This is a genomic window from Exiguobacterium sp. s128 (genome assembly GCF_018618815.1).
GTDB lineage: Bacteria > Bacillota > Bacilli > Exiguobacteriales > Exiguobacteriaceae > Exiguobacterium_A > Exiguobacterium_A antarcticum.
Genome location: NZ_JACSMT010000001.1, coordinates 43,789 through 58,352 on the forward strand (window position 1 = coordinate 43,789; position 14,564 = coordinate 58,352).

The window sequence follows — 14,564 nt, forward strand, 5'->3', positions numbered from 1 at the left end:
CCTAAATCATTCAGAGTAACGGTGAAAATAAACGAGAAATCGATTCAATCAAACGTTGGCGAAAACTTCGTCGCATAAAGACGTTGCGTTCGACCTGAGTCGAGTTCGAAAAATCTTCATAAAAATCACGCGTGAGTTCATGAACGGAGTTTGTACCGTATAAAAAGGCATTTACTTCAAAGTTCAGGTGAAAACTTCTTAAGTCCATGTTAGCTGTCCCAATCGTCGCAATCGCATCATCGACGACGATGACTTTCGAATGCATGAATCCTTTATTGTATTCATAGATTTTCACACCCGCTAACAAAAGGTCGTCAAAATAAGAACGGCTCGCATAAAAAACGATTTTATGATCAGGAAAACTTGGTAAAAGAATTCGAACATCGATACCAGACATCGCCGCTGTTTTTAACGCCGTCACCAAGTCTTCATCCGGAATCAAATAGGGCGAAGCGATATAGACAGAGTGCCTTGCTTCCGTAATCAATCCAAAATATAATGATTTCATCGTTTCATGGGGTTCATCCGGTCCACTCGCGATGATTTGTACGCCTCCTGTTGCCTCCTCCATCACTTCAAGTGGTTTCATATAGTATGGGGTAAACAAACGTTCCCCGGTCATGTAGTACCAATCCTGAAGGAAAATCAACTGTAGTTCTGATACGGCTTCTCCCCGAACAATCAGATGGGTATCGCGCCAAAAACCAAATGCTTTATCTTTTCCCATGTATTCATCACCTACGTTTATCCCACCTGTAAAGGCGACCGTTCCGTCAATGACCACGATTTTTCGATGGTTCCGATAATTGGATTTACTTGAGATGAAGGGTAAAACGACCGGGAAAAATGCATGCACCTCGATTCCTGCGTCTTTCATCTTTTTGAAATACGCTTTATCCGTCGAAAAACAACCTACTGCATCATACAAAAATCGAACTTCTACTCCAGCTTGGACACGCTCAATCAACGCCGCCTGTAATTCAAGCGCCAATTCATCATCTCGGACAATATAATATTCCAAATGAATATGGTGTTCTGCCTGACGAATTTCTGCCAACAGTAAAGGAAACTTTTCTTGACCGTTCGTCAGTACCTTCGTATGGGTATTATACGAAATTGGTAGTCGGCTGATCGAATCGATAAGTTTCACAACTTTTGCATAATGACCGTGTTTGAACACTGGATTGTGTACACCATGATCAAATTGGGTACGATACTTAATGTAAGACTCTTCATCGAGCATCGCTTTCAGACGAAACATTCTTTTTCGTCTATAATTTTGACCAAAGGTGAAATACACGAACACACCTACGACGGGGAGTGCCATCATGACAAGCGCCCAGACAAGGGTGCGTTCTGGATTTCGATTTTCAAGTAAAATGATGACGAAGACACTCAGAACGACCAGAATGATGACAAGGGATAACCACCCCACCATGTAGACACTCCAGTAATAAGAAAGAAACCCGATCAGACTGACCGTTAATAGTAACGTCATAAGTAATTGGACACGCCGTAACATGATATCCCCTCCTTTGATTTAATCTTGTATACACTTTATGTAGAAGGGACGATTCAAAATGAAAACGTATCTAGTGACTGGTGCAACAAGTGGTATTGGTGAAGCGACAGCCTTACAACTGATTCAAGAAGGACATACGGTCCTTGCTATCGGACGAAATGAAACAAAAGGACATGAGTTAGAAACAAACGGACAAGGACGACTTTTCTTTTTCCAAGTGGACTTGGCAGTTCCTTCTGAAATCGAACGGTTTTTTGAAACGACAAAAGAAGATTTCCCTACGATTGACGGAATCTTCAACAATGCTGGTACATTCGGAAAACCGGTCGCACCGGAACGTGTGACCGATCAACAAACAGAAGTCTTTCAAGTCAATTATCATGCGCCGGAACAAATCATTCAACATGCCGTGAAACGACTGAGTCGGGGTGCCTCGATCGTCAATAATAGTGCGATTGTCGGACACGTCAAATTTCCGGCGATGCTCTTACCTTATGCTTCCTCTAAAAGTGCCCTTTTAACCCTTACGAAAACGTACGCGGCTCGGTTTCATGGAAAGTATCGATTTAATGCCATTTGTCCGGGTCCTGTCGATACGAAGCTAAGCCATTCCCTTTATGGCGGAAAAGAGAAGTTTGACCTAGCGATGAAACATCATTTGCGTGGACATGCTGCTCATCCATCAGAAATTGCTGAAGTGGTCTGTTTTCTATTGTCGGACAAGGCCAGTTATATTAACGGACAAACATTAATCGTTGATGGTGGTTATACGTTAACTTAATACGACAGAAGAAAGGACTGCTTGCTGACGAATCAGAGCAGTCCTTTTTTCGTTGTGTGCTGTTGTCAGTTCGGAAACTGTTTGCGGATGAACGTAAAGACATCGTTCGCTACAATCAATTTTCCATATTCCGCTACCGGATGGATCATCTGTTCACTAAAGTTCAAGTACTCTGCAATCAAACTCATCACATTTTCCTGCTCTTCCACTTCTGTTTCTTCTTTAAAGTGAAGGTGAAGCAGGTACAGTCCATCTTTTTGATAAAGGGACGTACTGAGTTCTTCGAAGATAGGTGCTTCTGCATATTGGCTAAGGGCAATGATATGCTCGAAATCGGTTGTTTCAAATAAGACGTCTTGACTGAGTTCTGTTTCTTTCTCTTCCGCATCAGACATCGCGGAACGGAGTAAGGAATCCAGCTCCTCTTCATCAACTTGTTCACCGTCAACCGACGTTTTCGCGATTGTAACGGTTACTTCCAAACCTTTTTCAAATGCCTGTACTTGTATCCATAGTGGACCTTCGAAGGAGATGGACTCTTTTTCATTCGCTTCATCCATCATCTGCCAGAATAACTGTTCTCCACGCTCACGGTTGTACCAAATCTCGTCCCGGGCAAAGCCGCGGCGTTCGATATCCGTGTACGTAATGAAGAACTTGACTGTGTTGTCATTGACGCGTTCGATTTTCAATATGTCCACTCCTTTCCTCTCGCTCTTATATATAGTATACGAACGAGCACTTCACATAGATTCAAAAGAATCACTAAAACATATAGGGTATATTCCTTTGTTATCTTTATTTTAACCTTTTTAGGCGGTAACAAAAAGCACACTGCTCAGAAAGCAGCGTGCTCGTTACAAATTACTCATTGACAAGGCGCTGCGCTTCCAGTAATTGGAAGGTGCGGACTTTTCGTGGTAAAAAGCGGCGAATCTCATCCTCATTGTATCCAACTTGAAGACGCTTTTCGTCGATTAGAATCGGACGGCGTAACAAACCTGGATATTCTTGAATTAAATCATACAAGTGTTGTAACGATAAGTTTTCTACCGATACATCTAATTTTGAAAAGACTTTTGAACGGGTCGAGATAATTTCATCTGTTCCGTCCTCAGTCATACGAAGGATCTGTTTGATTTCATCAAGCGATAATGGTTCTGAGAAAATATTACGTTCCACAAATGGGATTTCATGTTCTTCAAGCCACGCGCGCGCTTTACGACAAGAAGTACAGCTTGGTGAAGTATAGAGTGTTACCATTGAAAAACATCCTCCCCCTGATTTACATCCAGTATCCTGTGACGAACACAGGAGCTGATGATTCTATTACTTGATTGTTTACATTGATTTTTACTTGAAACCCAATATGTTTTGAGATGAAAGAACTTTTCGTAAAAAAACTTGCTGGAGCCACCAGGTGGCTTCAGCAAGCTGGCGTGTGATCAAAGGGTTGAGAAATCGTCTCTTTTGCTTTCGGGAGTTTAATTTCTTTTAATTTCTTTTCAAAAATATCCCGCAAAAGGCGCTTTTTCAACTTTTTCTTTTTATCACGTTCTTTCATATCCGACACCTCACTCGGTCCGAAAAAAGAACAGTTAACCAACGAAAGCTAAATTATCATCTTCTACATTAATTAGTATACCACGTTTAGCTAATTTCTATTCCTACTTGAAGCAATTAATTATGTGAGATTGTCGATTTCCATTATGTAAATAGTTGCAATTACTTGCAATATCACGTAGAGTGTATAGAAATACTTACTCGTGAAAGGAGTTATTTCCTCATGTCAGTTACACTCGTTACGATCATCGAACATCCGATTGCCCAAAAATATTTAGAGCGGTCTGGATTAAATCATGCAATCTCCGTTGCAGAACGCGCCCTGATGCTTGCCACGCAACGTGGTTTAGACGCAGATACCGCTACGAAGGCTGCACTTCTTCATGACATCGGGCATTACGAATGGTATACAGACGGCACATGGAACTACGATTTGTATCGCCAAAATGATATCCATGCCATCAAAGGAGCAGAACGGGCTCACAAACTATTGATTCGCCTTGGAGAAGAACCAGAACGGGCAAAAGAAATTGCTCTTGCTGTCCTCTTACACACGGATTCATACTTGCCGCCCGGTACCATCAATCGGACCCCCTTGCAACAACTCGTCCATGAGGCAGATACGCTCGAAGAACAACCTGGTGGTCTTCATCATTACGAAAAAATTTCGTTTGAAGATGCTGTAACACGCCTTCGTGCTCTTGACTCCGTCGTTCATCGATTCAACAACCTTCCACGAATCGCTTCCGAAAATTAAAAAAAGGCATTCCCGAATATTCAGGAATGCCTTTTGATTTGGCTTAAACGAGTTGTGCTTGATAGGCTTCGAGTTCAGCATCCGTCATCGAGACAAAATGACCAGGCTCGATTTCGCGTAGTGGTGGGATACTCGAGTCTTCACTCGACTTCCCGACCGCTCCACCTGTTGGGCGGTCATAGATGATCCGCTTACGTGTCCGCTCATGCTCCGGATCCGGAAGTGGAATCGCTGATAGAAGCGATTTCGTGTAGGCATGCATCGGATTTTCATAAAGACGATCCGCATCACATAACTCTACAAGGTGACCCTGATACATAACGCCAATCCGGTCTGAGATATATTTGACCATCGATAAATCGTGGGCAATGAAGAGATACGTCAGACTACGATCACGTTGAAGCTGTTTCATCAAGTTGACGACCTGAGCTTGAATCGATACATCAAGTGCAGAAATCGGCTCATCGGCAATGATGAAATCCGGTTCGACTGCTAACGCACGGGCAATCCCAATCCGTTGACGTTGACCACCCGAAAATTCATGGGGATAACGGCTGGCGTGTTCTTTTGTCAGACCAACAGTTTCAAGTAAATCGTACACACGGTTGTTCCGCTCATCTTTTGATGTAGCGAGACCATGGATATCGATTCCTTCCGCAATGATGTCTCCGACTGTCATCCGTGGATTCAACGACGCATACGGATCTTGGAAGATCATCTGCATCGAACGGTTGAATTTTAATTTTTCTTTACGTGATTTTTTAGCGTGGACATTTTCACCTTTGAAAAGAACTTCTCCGTCTGTCGCATCGTACAAACCGATGATTGAACGTCCTGTCGTCGACTTCCCACAACCGGACTCTCCAACAAGACCAAGTACTTCTCCTTCATAGATGTCAAACGATAATCCGTCGACAGCTTTGACGACACGACCGCGCCCGATGTTAAAGTGTTGTTTTAAGTTTTTTACTTCAAGTAATTTACTACGTTTCTCCATTACTTTAGACCGCCTTTCAGAAGCGATTTCGCGAATGTGCTATCGGGACGATACTTCAGCGCAAGATCGCGGATGGCTACCGGTGGTTCTACATAAGGTGCTTGTGGGTGTAACAACCACGTTGCCGCTTCATGTGTGTCAGTGATCGGGAAGAACGGAGGTTCTTTCTCGAAATCAATCTTCATCGCATACTGGTTACGTGGTGCAAAGGCATCACCGACCGGTGGATGAAGTAAGTTTGGTGGTGTTCCCGGAATCGCTGGCAAGTCTTGCGAGCGATCGTCAGACGGACGAGGCATCGAACCAAGTAAGCCCCATGTGTACGGATGACGTGGCTCATAGAAGATCTCATCGACCGTTCCTTTTTCAATCAATTTTCCGGCATACATAACGGCTACACGGTCTGCCATGTTCGCCACGACACCAAGATCGTGTGTGATGAAGATGATGGCTGTACCCGTTTTTTGTTGGATGTCTTTTAACAATTCAAGAATCTGTGCTTGAATCGTTACATCCAGTGCTGTTGTTGGCTCATCGGCAATCAAGACCTTCGGATTACATGCTAACGCGATCGCGATTACGATCCGTTGACGCATACCACCTGATAGTTGGTGCGGATATTGTTTAAGGCGCGCTTCCGGATTCGGAATCCCGACGAGTGTCAATAACTCAAGTGTCCGTTTTTTTGCATCATCACCTGTCAAACCTTGGTGACGCTTCAATCCTTCAGCAATTTGTTTGTAGATTGTCATCGTCGGGTTGAGTGATGTCATCGGATCTTGGAAAATCATCGCGATATCACGCCCACGTACTTTTTGCATTTCTTTGTCCGATAACTTAACCAAGTCACGGCCTTCAAACATGATTTCACCTTTCGTGATCTCACCAGGAGGATTCGGAATCAAACGCATGATTGCTTTTGACGTAACCGATTTACCAGAACCTGATTCACCTACGATGGCAAGTGTTTCGCCCTTCTTTAAATCAAACGATACGCCACGGACGGCTTGAACCGTCCCAGCATACGTATGGAAAGCGACGGTCAAGTCGCGTACTGATAAAATAGTTTCCATTGTGGATGAACTCCTCTCTTATTTCCGTTAGCGACGTAGACGTGGATCAAACGCATCACGTAATCCGTCTGCCAGCATGTTAAAGCTGATCATGACGAGTACGAGCACTGTTGATGGTATGACGAGCAAGTAAGGGAATGTTTTAAGTTCTTTATACCCTTCATTAATCAACGTACCAAGTGACGGTTGTGGTGGAGCGAGACCAAGTCCAATAAAGCTAAGGAAGGCTTCGAAGAAAATCGCACCAGGAATCGTAAACATCAGTGAAATGATGATCGTACCAAGAGTATTTGGAATCAAATGTTTGAATACTAAACGTGCGCTAGAAGCACCAAGTGTACGCGCTGCAAGAACAAATTCCTGGTTCTTAAGTTTCAGGATCTGTCCACGTACGAGTCGACTCATCCCAATCCAACCGGTGATCGTCATCGCGAGGATGATAGTCGTTATCCCCGGCTCAAGAATCAAGATGAACAAGATGATCAAGATCAAGTTTGGAATACCTGTCAGGATTTCAGCAATCCGCTGCATGATGTTATCTACTCGTCCACCATAATAAGCAGAAATCCCACCATAAGTGACACCGACAATAACATCAATAATCGCCGCTACGAGACCGATGAACAACGAAACACGTGTCCCTTCCCAGACGCGTGACCATAAGTCACGTCCAAGATGGTCTGTACCAAACCAGAAGTTTTCTTCAACTTGTTTTGTTTCATAGAAATCAATTGGCTTTTCACCAAGTGTTGCCATTCCGTCAAATCCAGCCCATTCGAGACCTGTGATTTTTGGCGGAAGTTTTGCTTGTGTGATCGTCTGTTCGTATGCATCTCTACCAGAAATCATCGGTCCGAATATCGCTAACAATCCAATGATGATGATGATTACTAGGGACAGAATCGCCGCTTTGTTTTTACGAAGACGTGTCCAAGCATCCTGCCAGAAGTTTAAACTTTTCCCGGCAATCCGTTCTCCAGCTTGTTCATTAAATTCTACTCGTTGGAACAACGACGAGTCGAACTGTTCCGCTTTTGCGTTTGAATTTTGCTCTGCCATTATTCACTACCCCCCAAACGAATCCGTGGATCAACGACACCGTACAGAATATCGACGATCAAAATCATCAAGATGAACACTGCTGAGAAGAAGAGTGTCGTTCCCATGATGACTGTATAGTCATTTTGTGTGATTGACGATACGAACAACTCACCAAGACCTGGCACCGCAAAAATCTTCTCAATGACGAATGTCCCTGTAATCAAGGCTGCCGTCATTGGTCCAAGAATCGTGATTGCTGGAATCAAAGCGTTCCGTACCATATGTTTCCACGTGATCGATTGGCCATCCAGGCCTTTTGCCCTAGCAAGCGTCACGTAGTCTTGACCTGTGACCTCGAGCATTTCTGTCCGAACGAAACGTGCGATCGAGGCAGTTACACCAAGCGATAAGGAGACCGTCGGCAGAATCGTATGTGCTGGACTTTCCCAGAAGGCAACTGGCAATACGCCCCATTTCACTCCGATATAATATTGAAGAAGTGACGCAAATACGAATGATGGCACTGAAATTCCAAGTACTGAGATGAACATCGCGCCGTAATCGACTGCTGTATTGTGGCGAAGTGCCGCAACAACACCTAGAACAAGACCGAGTAAGACACCTAAGACAAGTGCTTGGATACCTAATTGAGCAGATGGTCCGATACGTTCCATGATCAAATCTGTCACTGGACGGCTATCGTACTTAAATGATACTCCAAGATCACCTTGGAACAAGTTAACCATGTACGATGCGTAGCGTTGTGGAAGCGGATCATTCAAGTTGTACTTATCCCGAAGGATATCTAACTGTTCAGGCGAAAGTTTCTCCTGGTTTTGGAACGGTGAACCCGGTAACAGATCCATTAGGAAGAAAGTGAACGAAGCGATGAGTAAAAACGTTAGTACGCCGTAAACAAGGCGTTGAGCTAAATAACGGCCCATAGATGGCACCCCCTATAAAGATTTTCTGTTTTTTTCGAAACATCAATAAAATCAGTATGACCCAAAATTGTCGGAACATTCAAGAATTTTGTCGTAAAAATTTAAATTCTTTTTATTTTGGTCTGATTGACGCCCCCCTGGCAGCTGTTTTTTCACAGTTAACCAATATTTCAGAATTTTTCGTTTGATTCCATTATACTTTGCTAACAAAGTAATTAGAACATCTTTTTTACGAAAAGTTCACATTTCCTTAAAAATGAGTTCCCATTCAGAAAAATTCGTATAAAACAGGAGCGTTCCTTGAATAGGTTTCAAGGACGCTCCAATTTTCAATTACTTCACATCAACATATTTGTACTGGAAATCAGCACCAAATACTTGGCGGTTGAAGTCTTTGACTGATGGACGGCTCAAGTAAGCTGCACCTGCTTGGTAGATCGGCGCGATGGCTTGGTCTTTTTCAATCAATTGTGACTCAGCTTGTTTAAAGAGATCAAGACGTTTAGCGACATCTGATTCATCGTTAGCTGCATTTAACAATTTATCGTAAGCAGACGATTTATACTTGATGTCATTTTGACTGTTTGTTGACTCAAAGATCGACAAGTTTGACATTGGATCTTGATAATCCGGACCCCAAAGTGCATACGACATTTGGTAGTCGCCTTTTGCTTCTAGATCCAGCTTGTTTTTGAACGGTTGTTGTTTGATTGTAACGGTGACGTTTGGAAGGTTTTGTTCAATCTGACCTTTCATGTACTCACTGATTTTTTTCGCGTCTTCGCTATCGAATGATAAAAGTTCGATTGTTGCTTTTTTGTCTCCGTTTGCTTTCTTCCAAAGATCAGCTGCTTCTTTTGCATCCCGATCAAACCAGTTGATGTCGCTTGCGTAGTCTTTACCGGCGTCATCTTTGATGAAATCTTTTGGAATGAAGCTTGTTGTCGGAATCGAACCGTTCGCAAGAAGTGTGTCCGTGATGCCTTTTGGATCAATCGCACGTGCGATCGCTTTACGGGCATCGACATCTTTCATCGTCGCGTCTTCATTGTTGAACTTCAAGTACGCGATCGAAGAACGAAGCGCTGTTTTGAATTCAGGTTTTGATTCATACGTCGCGACTTGCTCGGATGTGAGTCCTGCATAATCAATCTCATCCGTGTCATAAAGGTTAGCGACCGTCGATGTATCTTTGACGACACTGATTGAGACTTCATCTAATTTGACCGCATCTTTATCCCAGTAGTTTTCATTTTTCGTCAGGACACGTTTTGAATCCGTTTTCCATGATGTCCAAACGAAAGGACCGTTGTAGAGAAGTTTATCCGGCTGAAGTGAGAAATCTTTTTTATTTTTGTTGTAGAAGTCTTCACTGATTGGTGTATACGTTCCGAACGATGTGAGTGACAAGAAGTATGGTGCTGGACGTTCCAGTTTTACTTCAAGTGTCTTATCGTCAATCGCTTTGACACCTAGCTCGTCAACTGGTTTTTTACCTTGTGAGACATCTGAACCGTTTTTGACCGTATCAAAGATATACGCATAACCTGAAGCAGTTTTTGGATCAACGGCACGTTTCCATGCAAATTCAAAATCTTGGGCTTTGACAGGCGTACCGTCTGACCATTTTGAATCACGAAGTGTAAACGTGTATGTGAGGTTATCACTTGAGATATCTGTTTTTTCTGCGAGTGCTGGAATCGCTTTACCGTCTTTATCTAATCGGTAGAGTCCCTCCATCGTGTTTCCGATCATGTTGAATGCGACAGCATCCGTTGCCTGTGCTGGGTCGACCGTCGTAATATCAGACGTATCTGTCAATCGTAAAACTTTTTTCCCTTCAGAAGAACCTGCATCTTTATCTCCGCTACCTGTCGAACATCCTGCAAGCACAACGCTTCCTGCAAGCATCACTGATACCGCGAGACCGACTGTTTTTTTATTCATCGGTGAGTCATCTCCTTTTTGATTTTCAAAACCGCCACAAATACACGATTTTTTAAACATCTCGTCGAAACTGCCACAACGTTCCCCAAAACGCATTGACCTAGTTTCCAAAACTTAAACGAAGTGATAAATTGATTTTATGTGAGAATAACAATAACGTCAAGTGAATAGTCACACTATTTGCTATTTTACACGTTCTAAATAGTACATAGTCGTAACAAACCGTTGCTTTGCGTATAATGAGATTATCATCTCGGTGTAGGAGGTTCATCATGTCAGCTAAACTATTTCGCCCGCTTTTAATTGCTTTGGTTTTAACAGCAGTCTATACGATTTGGGCCGTCGTCACGGATGCTACCCACTCATTTTTCTATCATTTGTCGGGTGGTTTGTTCATCTCTGGTTTTCTACTGCTCGCCATCGGCTTTTTCTCCAACATGTCGGCCAACGGTTTTTTCAAAGGCATAACAGCCGGCTTCAAAAAACAACGGGAAGCTAAATTACGCGAAGTGGACGGCGATTATTACGAAGACGAAGAGGAAGAAGAGGAGCTTCTTCAAGAAAAACGAAAGCGGACTTCGGGCCGGACAGCACCTTATTTATCGAGTGGGTTTATATGTATCGTCGTCTCCCTCCTATTATCATTTGTTTAATGGAATTTAGGATGACGACTGAAACGAAGATATGGTAAAGTAAGAGGAACGATATATGAGAACACAGAGAAGAAGAGTAGTAAATCCGGCAGTCACTTATAGAGAGTCCATGGATGGTGGAAATGGATAGTCGACGCGGATCGAATGGACTTCGGAGTGGCTGATTCGAAATGATGTAGAATCAGACGGGTTTGCCCGTTACAGCAAATGAGCGGCTAGTTTTCTAGCAACTTGGGTGGCAACGCGATGACTCGTCCCTTGAATTATTCAAGGGACGAGTCATCTTTTTTTATCTCAATTTTTGGAGGAATTCACATGAAAACGATTTTTTCAGGCATCAAACCAACTGGTACGGTGACACTTGGTAACTACATCGGAGCAATGAAACATTTCGTCAATTTACAGGACGAACATGACGCTTATTATTGTATCGTCGATCTTCATTCGATTACGGTCGAGATTGACCGGGTTGAATTGATGAACAACACACGTGCACTCGCTGCCCTCTATATCGCAAGCGGGCTCGACCCAGAGAAAGCAACGATTTTTGTCCAGTCGGAAGTTAAAGCACACGCTCAACTCGGTTGGATGCTGACATGCCTCTCCGGTATGGGTGAACTGGAACGGATGACACAATATAAAGACAAGTCGCAAGGTAAAGACCGGATCGGTGCGGGATTATTTGTTTATCCGACCTTGATGGCAGCTGATATCCTCTTGTACGACGCGGAACTTGTTCCCGTTGGCGACGATCAAAAACAACACATCGAGTTGACACGAGACTTGGCACAACGTTTCAACAGTCGTTACTATGAGACGTTTAAAATGCCGGAGCCGGTCATCGCTGAGACAGGTGCCCGTATCATGAGCTTGACGACACCTGAGAAAAAGATGTCCAAAACCGATACGAATCCAAAAGGCTACATCTCGATGCTTGATGCACCGGACGTCATCCGCAAAAAAATCAAATCTGCCGTGACCGACTCGGAAGGCATCGTTCGATTCGATCGGGAACAAAAGCCAGGTGTCTCGAACCTGCTTGAGATTTATTCATTACTCGCCGACATCCCAATCAAAGAGTTGGAAGCGAAGTATGACGGATTGAACTATGGTGTCTTCAAAGCAGATGTTGCGGAAGTTATCGTGGCTGAACTCGAACCAATCCAGCAGCGATACTATGACTTGATTGACTCGGAAGAACTCGACCTGATTTTAGATCAAGGACGGGATAAGGCGGACCTCGTTGCTTCCCGTAAACTCGCAAAAGTCGAAAAAGCAATGGGTCTTCAACGCAAACGGGCAAAAGTTAAAAAATAATTCTATCTGTTTTTTTACGATCCTTCCCTCTCTTCTTGTTTTCCAAGAAGAGAGTTTTTTTGATTTGCTCAACAAAAAAAGCGTTCCCATTGACGGGAACGCTTAACACTCTTATTTTCCTTCGATTGAAGCCCATTTGTACGAGAAGTCTGCGCCGAAGTTATGTTCGACAACTCCTTTGACATATGGTTTAACCATGAATGCACGTCCACGCTGATACACAGGCGAGATGGCTGCAGAATCAAGAAGGATTTTCTCTGCTTCTTGAAGCTCAGACCAACGTTTTGTTGCATCTGTTTGTGTTTTCGCATCGTTGATGAGTTTGTCGTACTCTTTATCCGACCACTTACCACGGTTGTATGGTCCGTCAGTCAAGAAGAGATCGAGGAACGTCATTGGATCTTGGTAGTCAGGACCCCAGCCGGCGAATGAGAATTCAAAGTCGCCTTTGTTTTCGAGATCCAGCTTGTTTTTGAACGGTTGTTGCTTGATCGTGACTTTCATGCCTGGAAGGTTTTTCTCAAGCTCACCTTTCAAGAACTCACCGATTTTCTTCGCGTCATCACTATCGTAGTTAAGAAGCTCGAGTTCAACCGATTTTTGACCGATTTCTTTTAAGCCCTCTTCCCATAGTTTTTTCGCTTCGTCTGCATTGTACTCATTGAATGTCGGGTACTTTTCACGGAAGTCTTTTCCGTCAGCATCCTTCGCGAAGTCTTTTGGTACTAAGAAGTTGGCAGGGATTGAACCGTTCGCCAAGATGACGTCCGTGATCCCTTTTTTGTTGTAACCCATGTCGATGGCACGACGGATTTTTTCGTTGTTTAATGCTTTGACTTTCGTGTTCAAGTAAAGGTAGAAGATTGTTGACTCGCCTTTAGTCTTGAACTCTTCGTTATCTTGATACTGAGCAACGAACTCTGATGAAAGACCAGCACGGTCGATGTCACCTTTTTCGTAAAGGTTAACGGCAGTTGATGTTTCTTTAACGACTTTGACGTTAATTGTGTTCAACTTGACGTTGTCTTTATCCCAGTAGTTATCGTTTTTGACCATTTTCCAGCCTTGTTCGCGTGTCCACTCTGTTAACTTGAATGGTCCGTTGTAAAGTGATTTATCTGCAGTTGAACCGAAGTCCTTGCCGATTTTTTTCGAAAGTTCTTCTGATTTCGGCATGAATGGACCGAATCCAGTTAAACCAAGGAAGTAGTCAGCTGGTGCTTTCAATTTCACTTCGAATGTTTTATCGTCGACAGCTTTGACGCCAACTGCATCACGCTCGCCTTTTTTCGTGTTGTATTCTTCAGCACCATCGATGTTGTAGAAGACGTATGCATATTGAGAAGCGTTTTCTGGGTTCAGAACTTCTTTCCACGCAAATTCGAAATCTTTAGCAGTGATTGGTGTACCATCCGACCATTTTGCATCACGTAGCTTGAATGTGTACGTCAACTTATCGTCTGAAACCGTATGACTTTCTGCAATACCTGGTGTTGGTTGTTGCTTGTCATCCAAACGATAAAGACCTTCCATCGTGTTGTTCAAGACATTGAACGACACGGCATCCGTAGAAGTTGTTGGGTTAAGTGTCGGAATATCAGCACTTTCGATCAAGTTTAGCGTCTGCTCACTTGATTTCTTGTCCGAACTCTTATCGCCCGATGATGTGTCATTTGAATCCGTCGTCGAACAAGCTGCGAGGAACGCGCTTGAAACGAGAGCTACAGATGTAGCCAGAGCAAAACTTTTCTTTTTCATGATACGATGACCCCCCTAAAATTTCCAAAGCTAGCAATCTGAGGTTTTTGAACGAAAAAAAAAGTCGTTATTTCTATTCGAACAAAACCCTTCGTTACAAATAGTTTACAATGTTCTGATAATTTTGCAAAGCTTTTATCCGATTTTTCTAAATATTTTTTCAAAGCGACATCAAAAACAGCTGGTAGTTCATTTTTATTTTGTATTTTTT

Annotated in this window: 14 protein-coding genes and 1 other annotated feature; of the genes, 4 read left to right on the top strand and 10 right to left on the bottom strand. The window is 43.2% G+C overall.

The window, feature by feature from the left end:
• Positions 1-10 precede the first annotated feature (10 nt).
• Positions 11-1,522: a cardiolipin synthase gene (gene cls, locus KNQ13_RS00245; protein ID WP_014970846.1), complete on the bottom strand. Its 1,512-nt coding sequence runs from the start codon at positions 1,520-1,522 to the stop codon at positions 11-13.
• Positions 1,523-1,580: 58 nt separating this feature from the next.
• Here cls and KNQ13_RS00250 point away from each other — a divergent pair, with 58 nt between their 5' ends.
• Positions 1,581-2,303, top strand: a complete 723-nt coding sequence (locus KNQ13_RS00250) for an SDR family NAD(P)-dependent oxidoreductase (protein ID WP_014970847.1) — start codon at positions 1,581-1,583, stop codon at positions 2,301-2,303.
• 65 nt (positions 2,304-2,368) lie between these two features.
• Here the strand turns inward: KNQ13_RS00250 and mecA are convergent, their stop codons facing one another.
• The 3 genes from mecA to KNQ13_RS00265 all read right to left on the bottom strand — a co-directional run bounded on the left by mecA (position 2,369) and on the right by KNQ13_RS00265 (position 3,867).
• Positions 2,369-2,995, bottom strand: a complete 627-nt coding sequence (gene mecA / locus KNQ13_RS00255) for an adaptor protein MecA (protein ID WP_014970848.1) — start codon at positions 2,993-2,995, stop codon at positions 2,369-2,371.
• A 172-nt stretch (positions 2,996-3,167) separates the two neighbouring features.
• The gene (gene spxA, locus KNQ13_RS00260; RefSeq protein ID WP_012370920.1) at positions 3,168-3,566 is read right to left on the bottom strand and encodes a transcriptional regulator SpxA; all 399 of its coding nucleotides are present in this window, start codon (positions 3,564-3,566) and stop codon (positions 3,168-3,170) included.
• 163 nt (positions 3,567-3,729) lie between these two features.
• Positions 3,730-3,867 (bottom strand): hypothetical protein, encoded by a 138-nt coding sequence (locus tag KNQ13_RS00265; RefSeq protein WP_012370921.1) that lies wholly within the window; start codon positions 3,865-3,867, stop codon positions 3,730-3,732.
• 222 nt (positions 3,868-4,089) lie between these two features.
• Between KNQ13_RS00265 and KNQ13_RS00270 the strand changes: the two genes are divergently transcribed.
• Entirely contained in the window at positions 4,090-4,623 is a 534-nt protein-coding gene (locus KNQ13_RS00270) for an HD domain-containing protein (RefSeq protein WP_014970849.1), read from the top strand.
• 43 nt (positions 4,624-4,666) lie between these two features.
• Here the strand turns inward: KNQ13_RS00270 and KNQ13_RS00275 are convergent, their stop codons facing one another.
• The 5 genes from KNQ13_RS00275 to KNQ13_RS00295 form a co-directional block, all read right to left on the bottom strand.
• On the bottom strand, positions 4,667-5,620 hold the full coding sequence (locus tag KNQ13_RS00275) for an ABC transporter ATP-binding protein (RefSeq protein WP_014970850.1): 954 nt from the start codon (positions 5,618-5,620) through the stop codon (positions 4,667-4,669).
• The gene (locus KNQ13_RS00280; protein ID WP_014970851.1) at positions 5,620-6,693 is read right to left on the bottom strand and encodes an ABC transporter ATP-binding protein; all 1,074 of its coding nucleotides are present in this window, start codon (positions 6,691-6,693) and stop codon (positions 5,620-5,622) included. Before KNQ13_RS00280 ends, KNQ13_RS00275 begins: the two co-directional genes overlap by 1 nt.
• A gap of 27 nt (positions 6,694-6,720) precedes the next feature.
• The gene (gene opp3C / locus KNQ13_RS00285; RefSeq protein WP_014970852.1) at positions 6,721-7,752 is read right to left on the bottom strand and encodes an oligopeptide ABC transporter permease; all 1,032 of its coding nucleotides are present in this window, start codon (positions 7,750-7,752) and stop codon (positions 6,721-6,723) included.
• Positions 7,752-8,678, bottom strand: coding sequence for an oligopeptide ABC transporter permease (gene opp3b / locus KNQ13_RS00290; RefSeq protein WP_014970853.1), 927 nt, complete (start codon positions 8,676-8,678; stop codon positions 7,752-7,754). The genes opp3C and opp3b overlap by 1 nt, the downstream gene beginning before the upstream one ends.
• 333 nt (positions 8,679-9,011) lie before the next feature.
• Complete coding sequence (locus KNQ13_RS00295) at positions 9,012-10,625, bottom strand: peptide ABC transporter substrate-binding protein (protein WP_014970854.1); 1,614 nt, start codon at positions 10,623-10,625, stop codon at positions 9,012-9,014.
• A gap of 272 nt (positions 10,626-10,897) precedes the next feature.
• On the opposite strand from KNQ13_RS00295, the gene KNQ13_RS00300 reads away from it, so the two are divergent.
• On the top strand, positions 10,898-11,278 hold the full coding sequence (locus KNQ13_RS00300) for a DUF3899 domain-containing protein (RefSeq protein ID WP_026829923.1): 381 nt from the start codon (positions 10,898-10,900) through the stop codon (positions 11,276-11,278).
• A 57-nt stretch (positions 11,279-11,335) separates the two neighbouring features.
• Positions 11,336-11,540: a binding site (T-box leader), on the top strand.
• 53 nt (positions 11,541-11,593) lie between these two features.
• Positions 11,594-12,595 (top strand): tryptophan--tRNA ligase, encoded by a 1,002-nt coding sequence (gene trpS, locus KNQ13_RS00305; RefSeq protein ID WP_026829924.1) that lies wholly within the window; start codon positions 11,594-11,596, stop codon positions 12,593-12,595.
• A 111-nt stretch (positions 12,596-12,706) separates the two neighbouring features.
• On the opposite strand, the gene KNQ13_RS00310 is transcribed toward trpS, so the two are convergent.
• On the bottom strand, positions 12,707-14,353 hold the full coding sequence (locus KNQ13_RS00310) for a peptide ABC transporter substrate-binding protein (protein WP_026829925.1): 1,647 nt from the start codon (positions 14,351-14,353) through the stop codon (positions 12,707-12,709).
• Positions 14,354-14,564: the final 211 nt, after the last annotated feature.

Coding starts and splice junctions, on each gene's coding strand:
- KNQ13_RS00310 (WP_026829925.1), bottom strand. CDS start 14,353: ATGAAAAAGAAAAGTTTTGCTCTGGCTACATCTGTAGCTCTCGTTTCA.
- opp3C (WP_014970852.1), bottom strand. CDS start 7,752: ATGGCAGAGCAAAATTCAAACGCAAAAGCGGAACAGTTCGACTCGTCG.
- trpS (WP_026829924.1), top strand. CDS start 11,594: ATGAAAACGATTTTTTCAGGCATCAAACCAACTGGTACGGTGACACTT.
- KNQ13_RS00265 (WP_012370921.1), bottom strand. CDS start 3,867: ATGAAAGAACGTGATAAAAAGAAAAAGTTGAAAAAGCGCCTTTTGCGG.
- spxA (WP_012370920.1), bottom strand. CDS start 3,566: ATGGTAACACTCTATACTTCACCAAGCTGTACTTCTTGTCGTAAAGCG.
- KNQ13_RS00280 (WP_014970851.1), bottom strand. CDS start 6,693: ATGGAAACTATTTTATCAGTACGCGACTTGACCGTCGCTTTCCATACG.
- opp3b (WP_014970853.1), bottom strand. CDS start 8,678: ATGGGCCGTTATTTAGCTCAACGCCTTGTTTACGGCGTACTAACGTTT.
- cls (WP_014970846.1), bottom strand. CDS start 1,522: ATGTTACGGCGTGTCCAATTACTTATGACGTTACTATTAACGGTCAGT.
- KNQ13_RS00250 (WP_014970847.1), top strand. CDS start 1,581: ATGAAAACGTATCTAGTGACTGGTGCAACAAGTGGTATTGGTGAAGCG.
- KNQ13_RS00300 (WP_026829923.1), top strand. CDS start 10,898: ATGTCAGCTAAACTATTTCGCCCGCTTTTAATTGCTTTGGTTTTAACA.
- KNQ13_RS00270 (WP_014970849.1), top strand. CDS start 4,090: ATGTCAGTTACACTCGTTACGATCATCGAACATCCGATTGCCCAAAAA.
- KNQ13_RS00295 (WP_014970854.1), bottom strand. CDS start 10,625: ATGAATAAAAAAACAGTCGGTCTCGCGGTATCAGTGATGCTTGCAGGA.
- KNQ13_RS00275 (WP_014970850.1), bottom strand. CDS start 5,620: ATGGAGAAACGTAGTAAATTACTTGAAGTAAAAAACTTAAAACAACAC.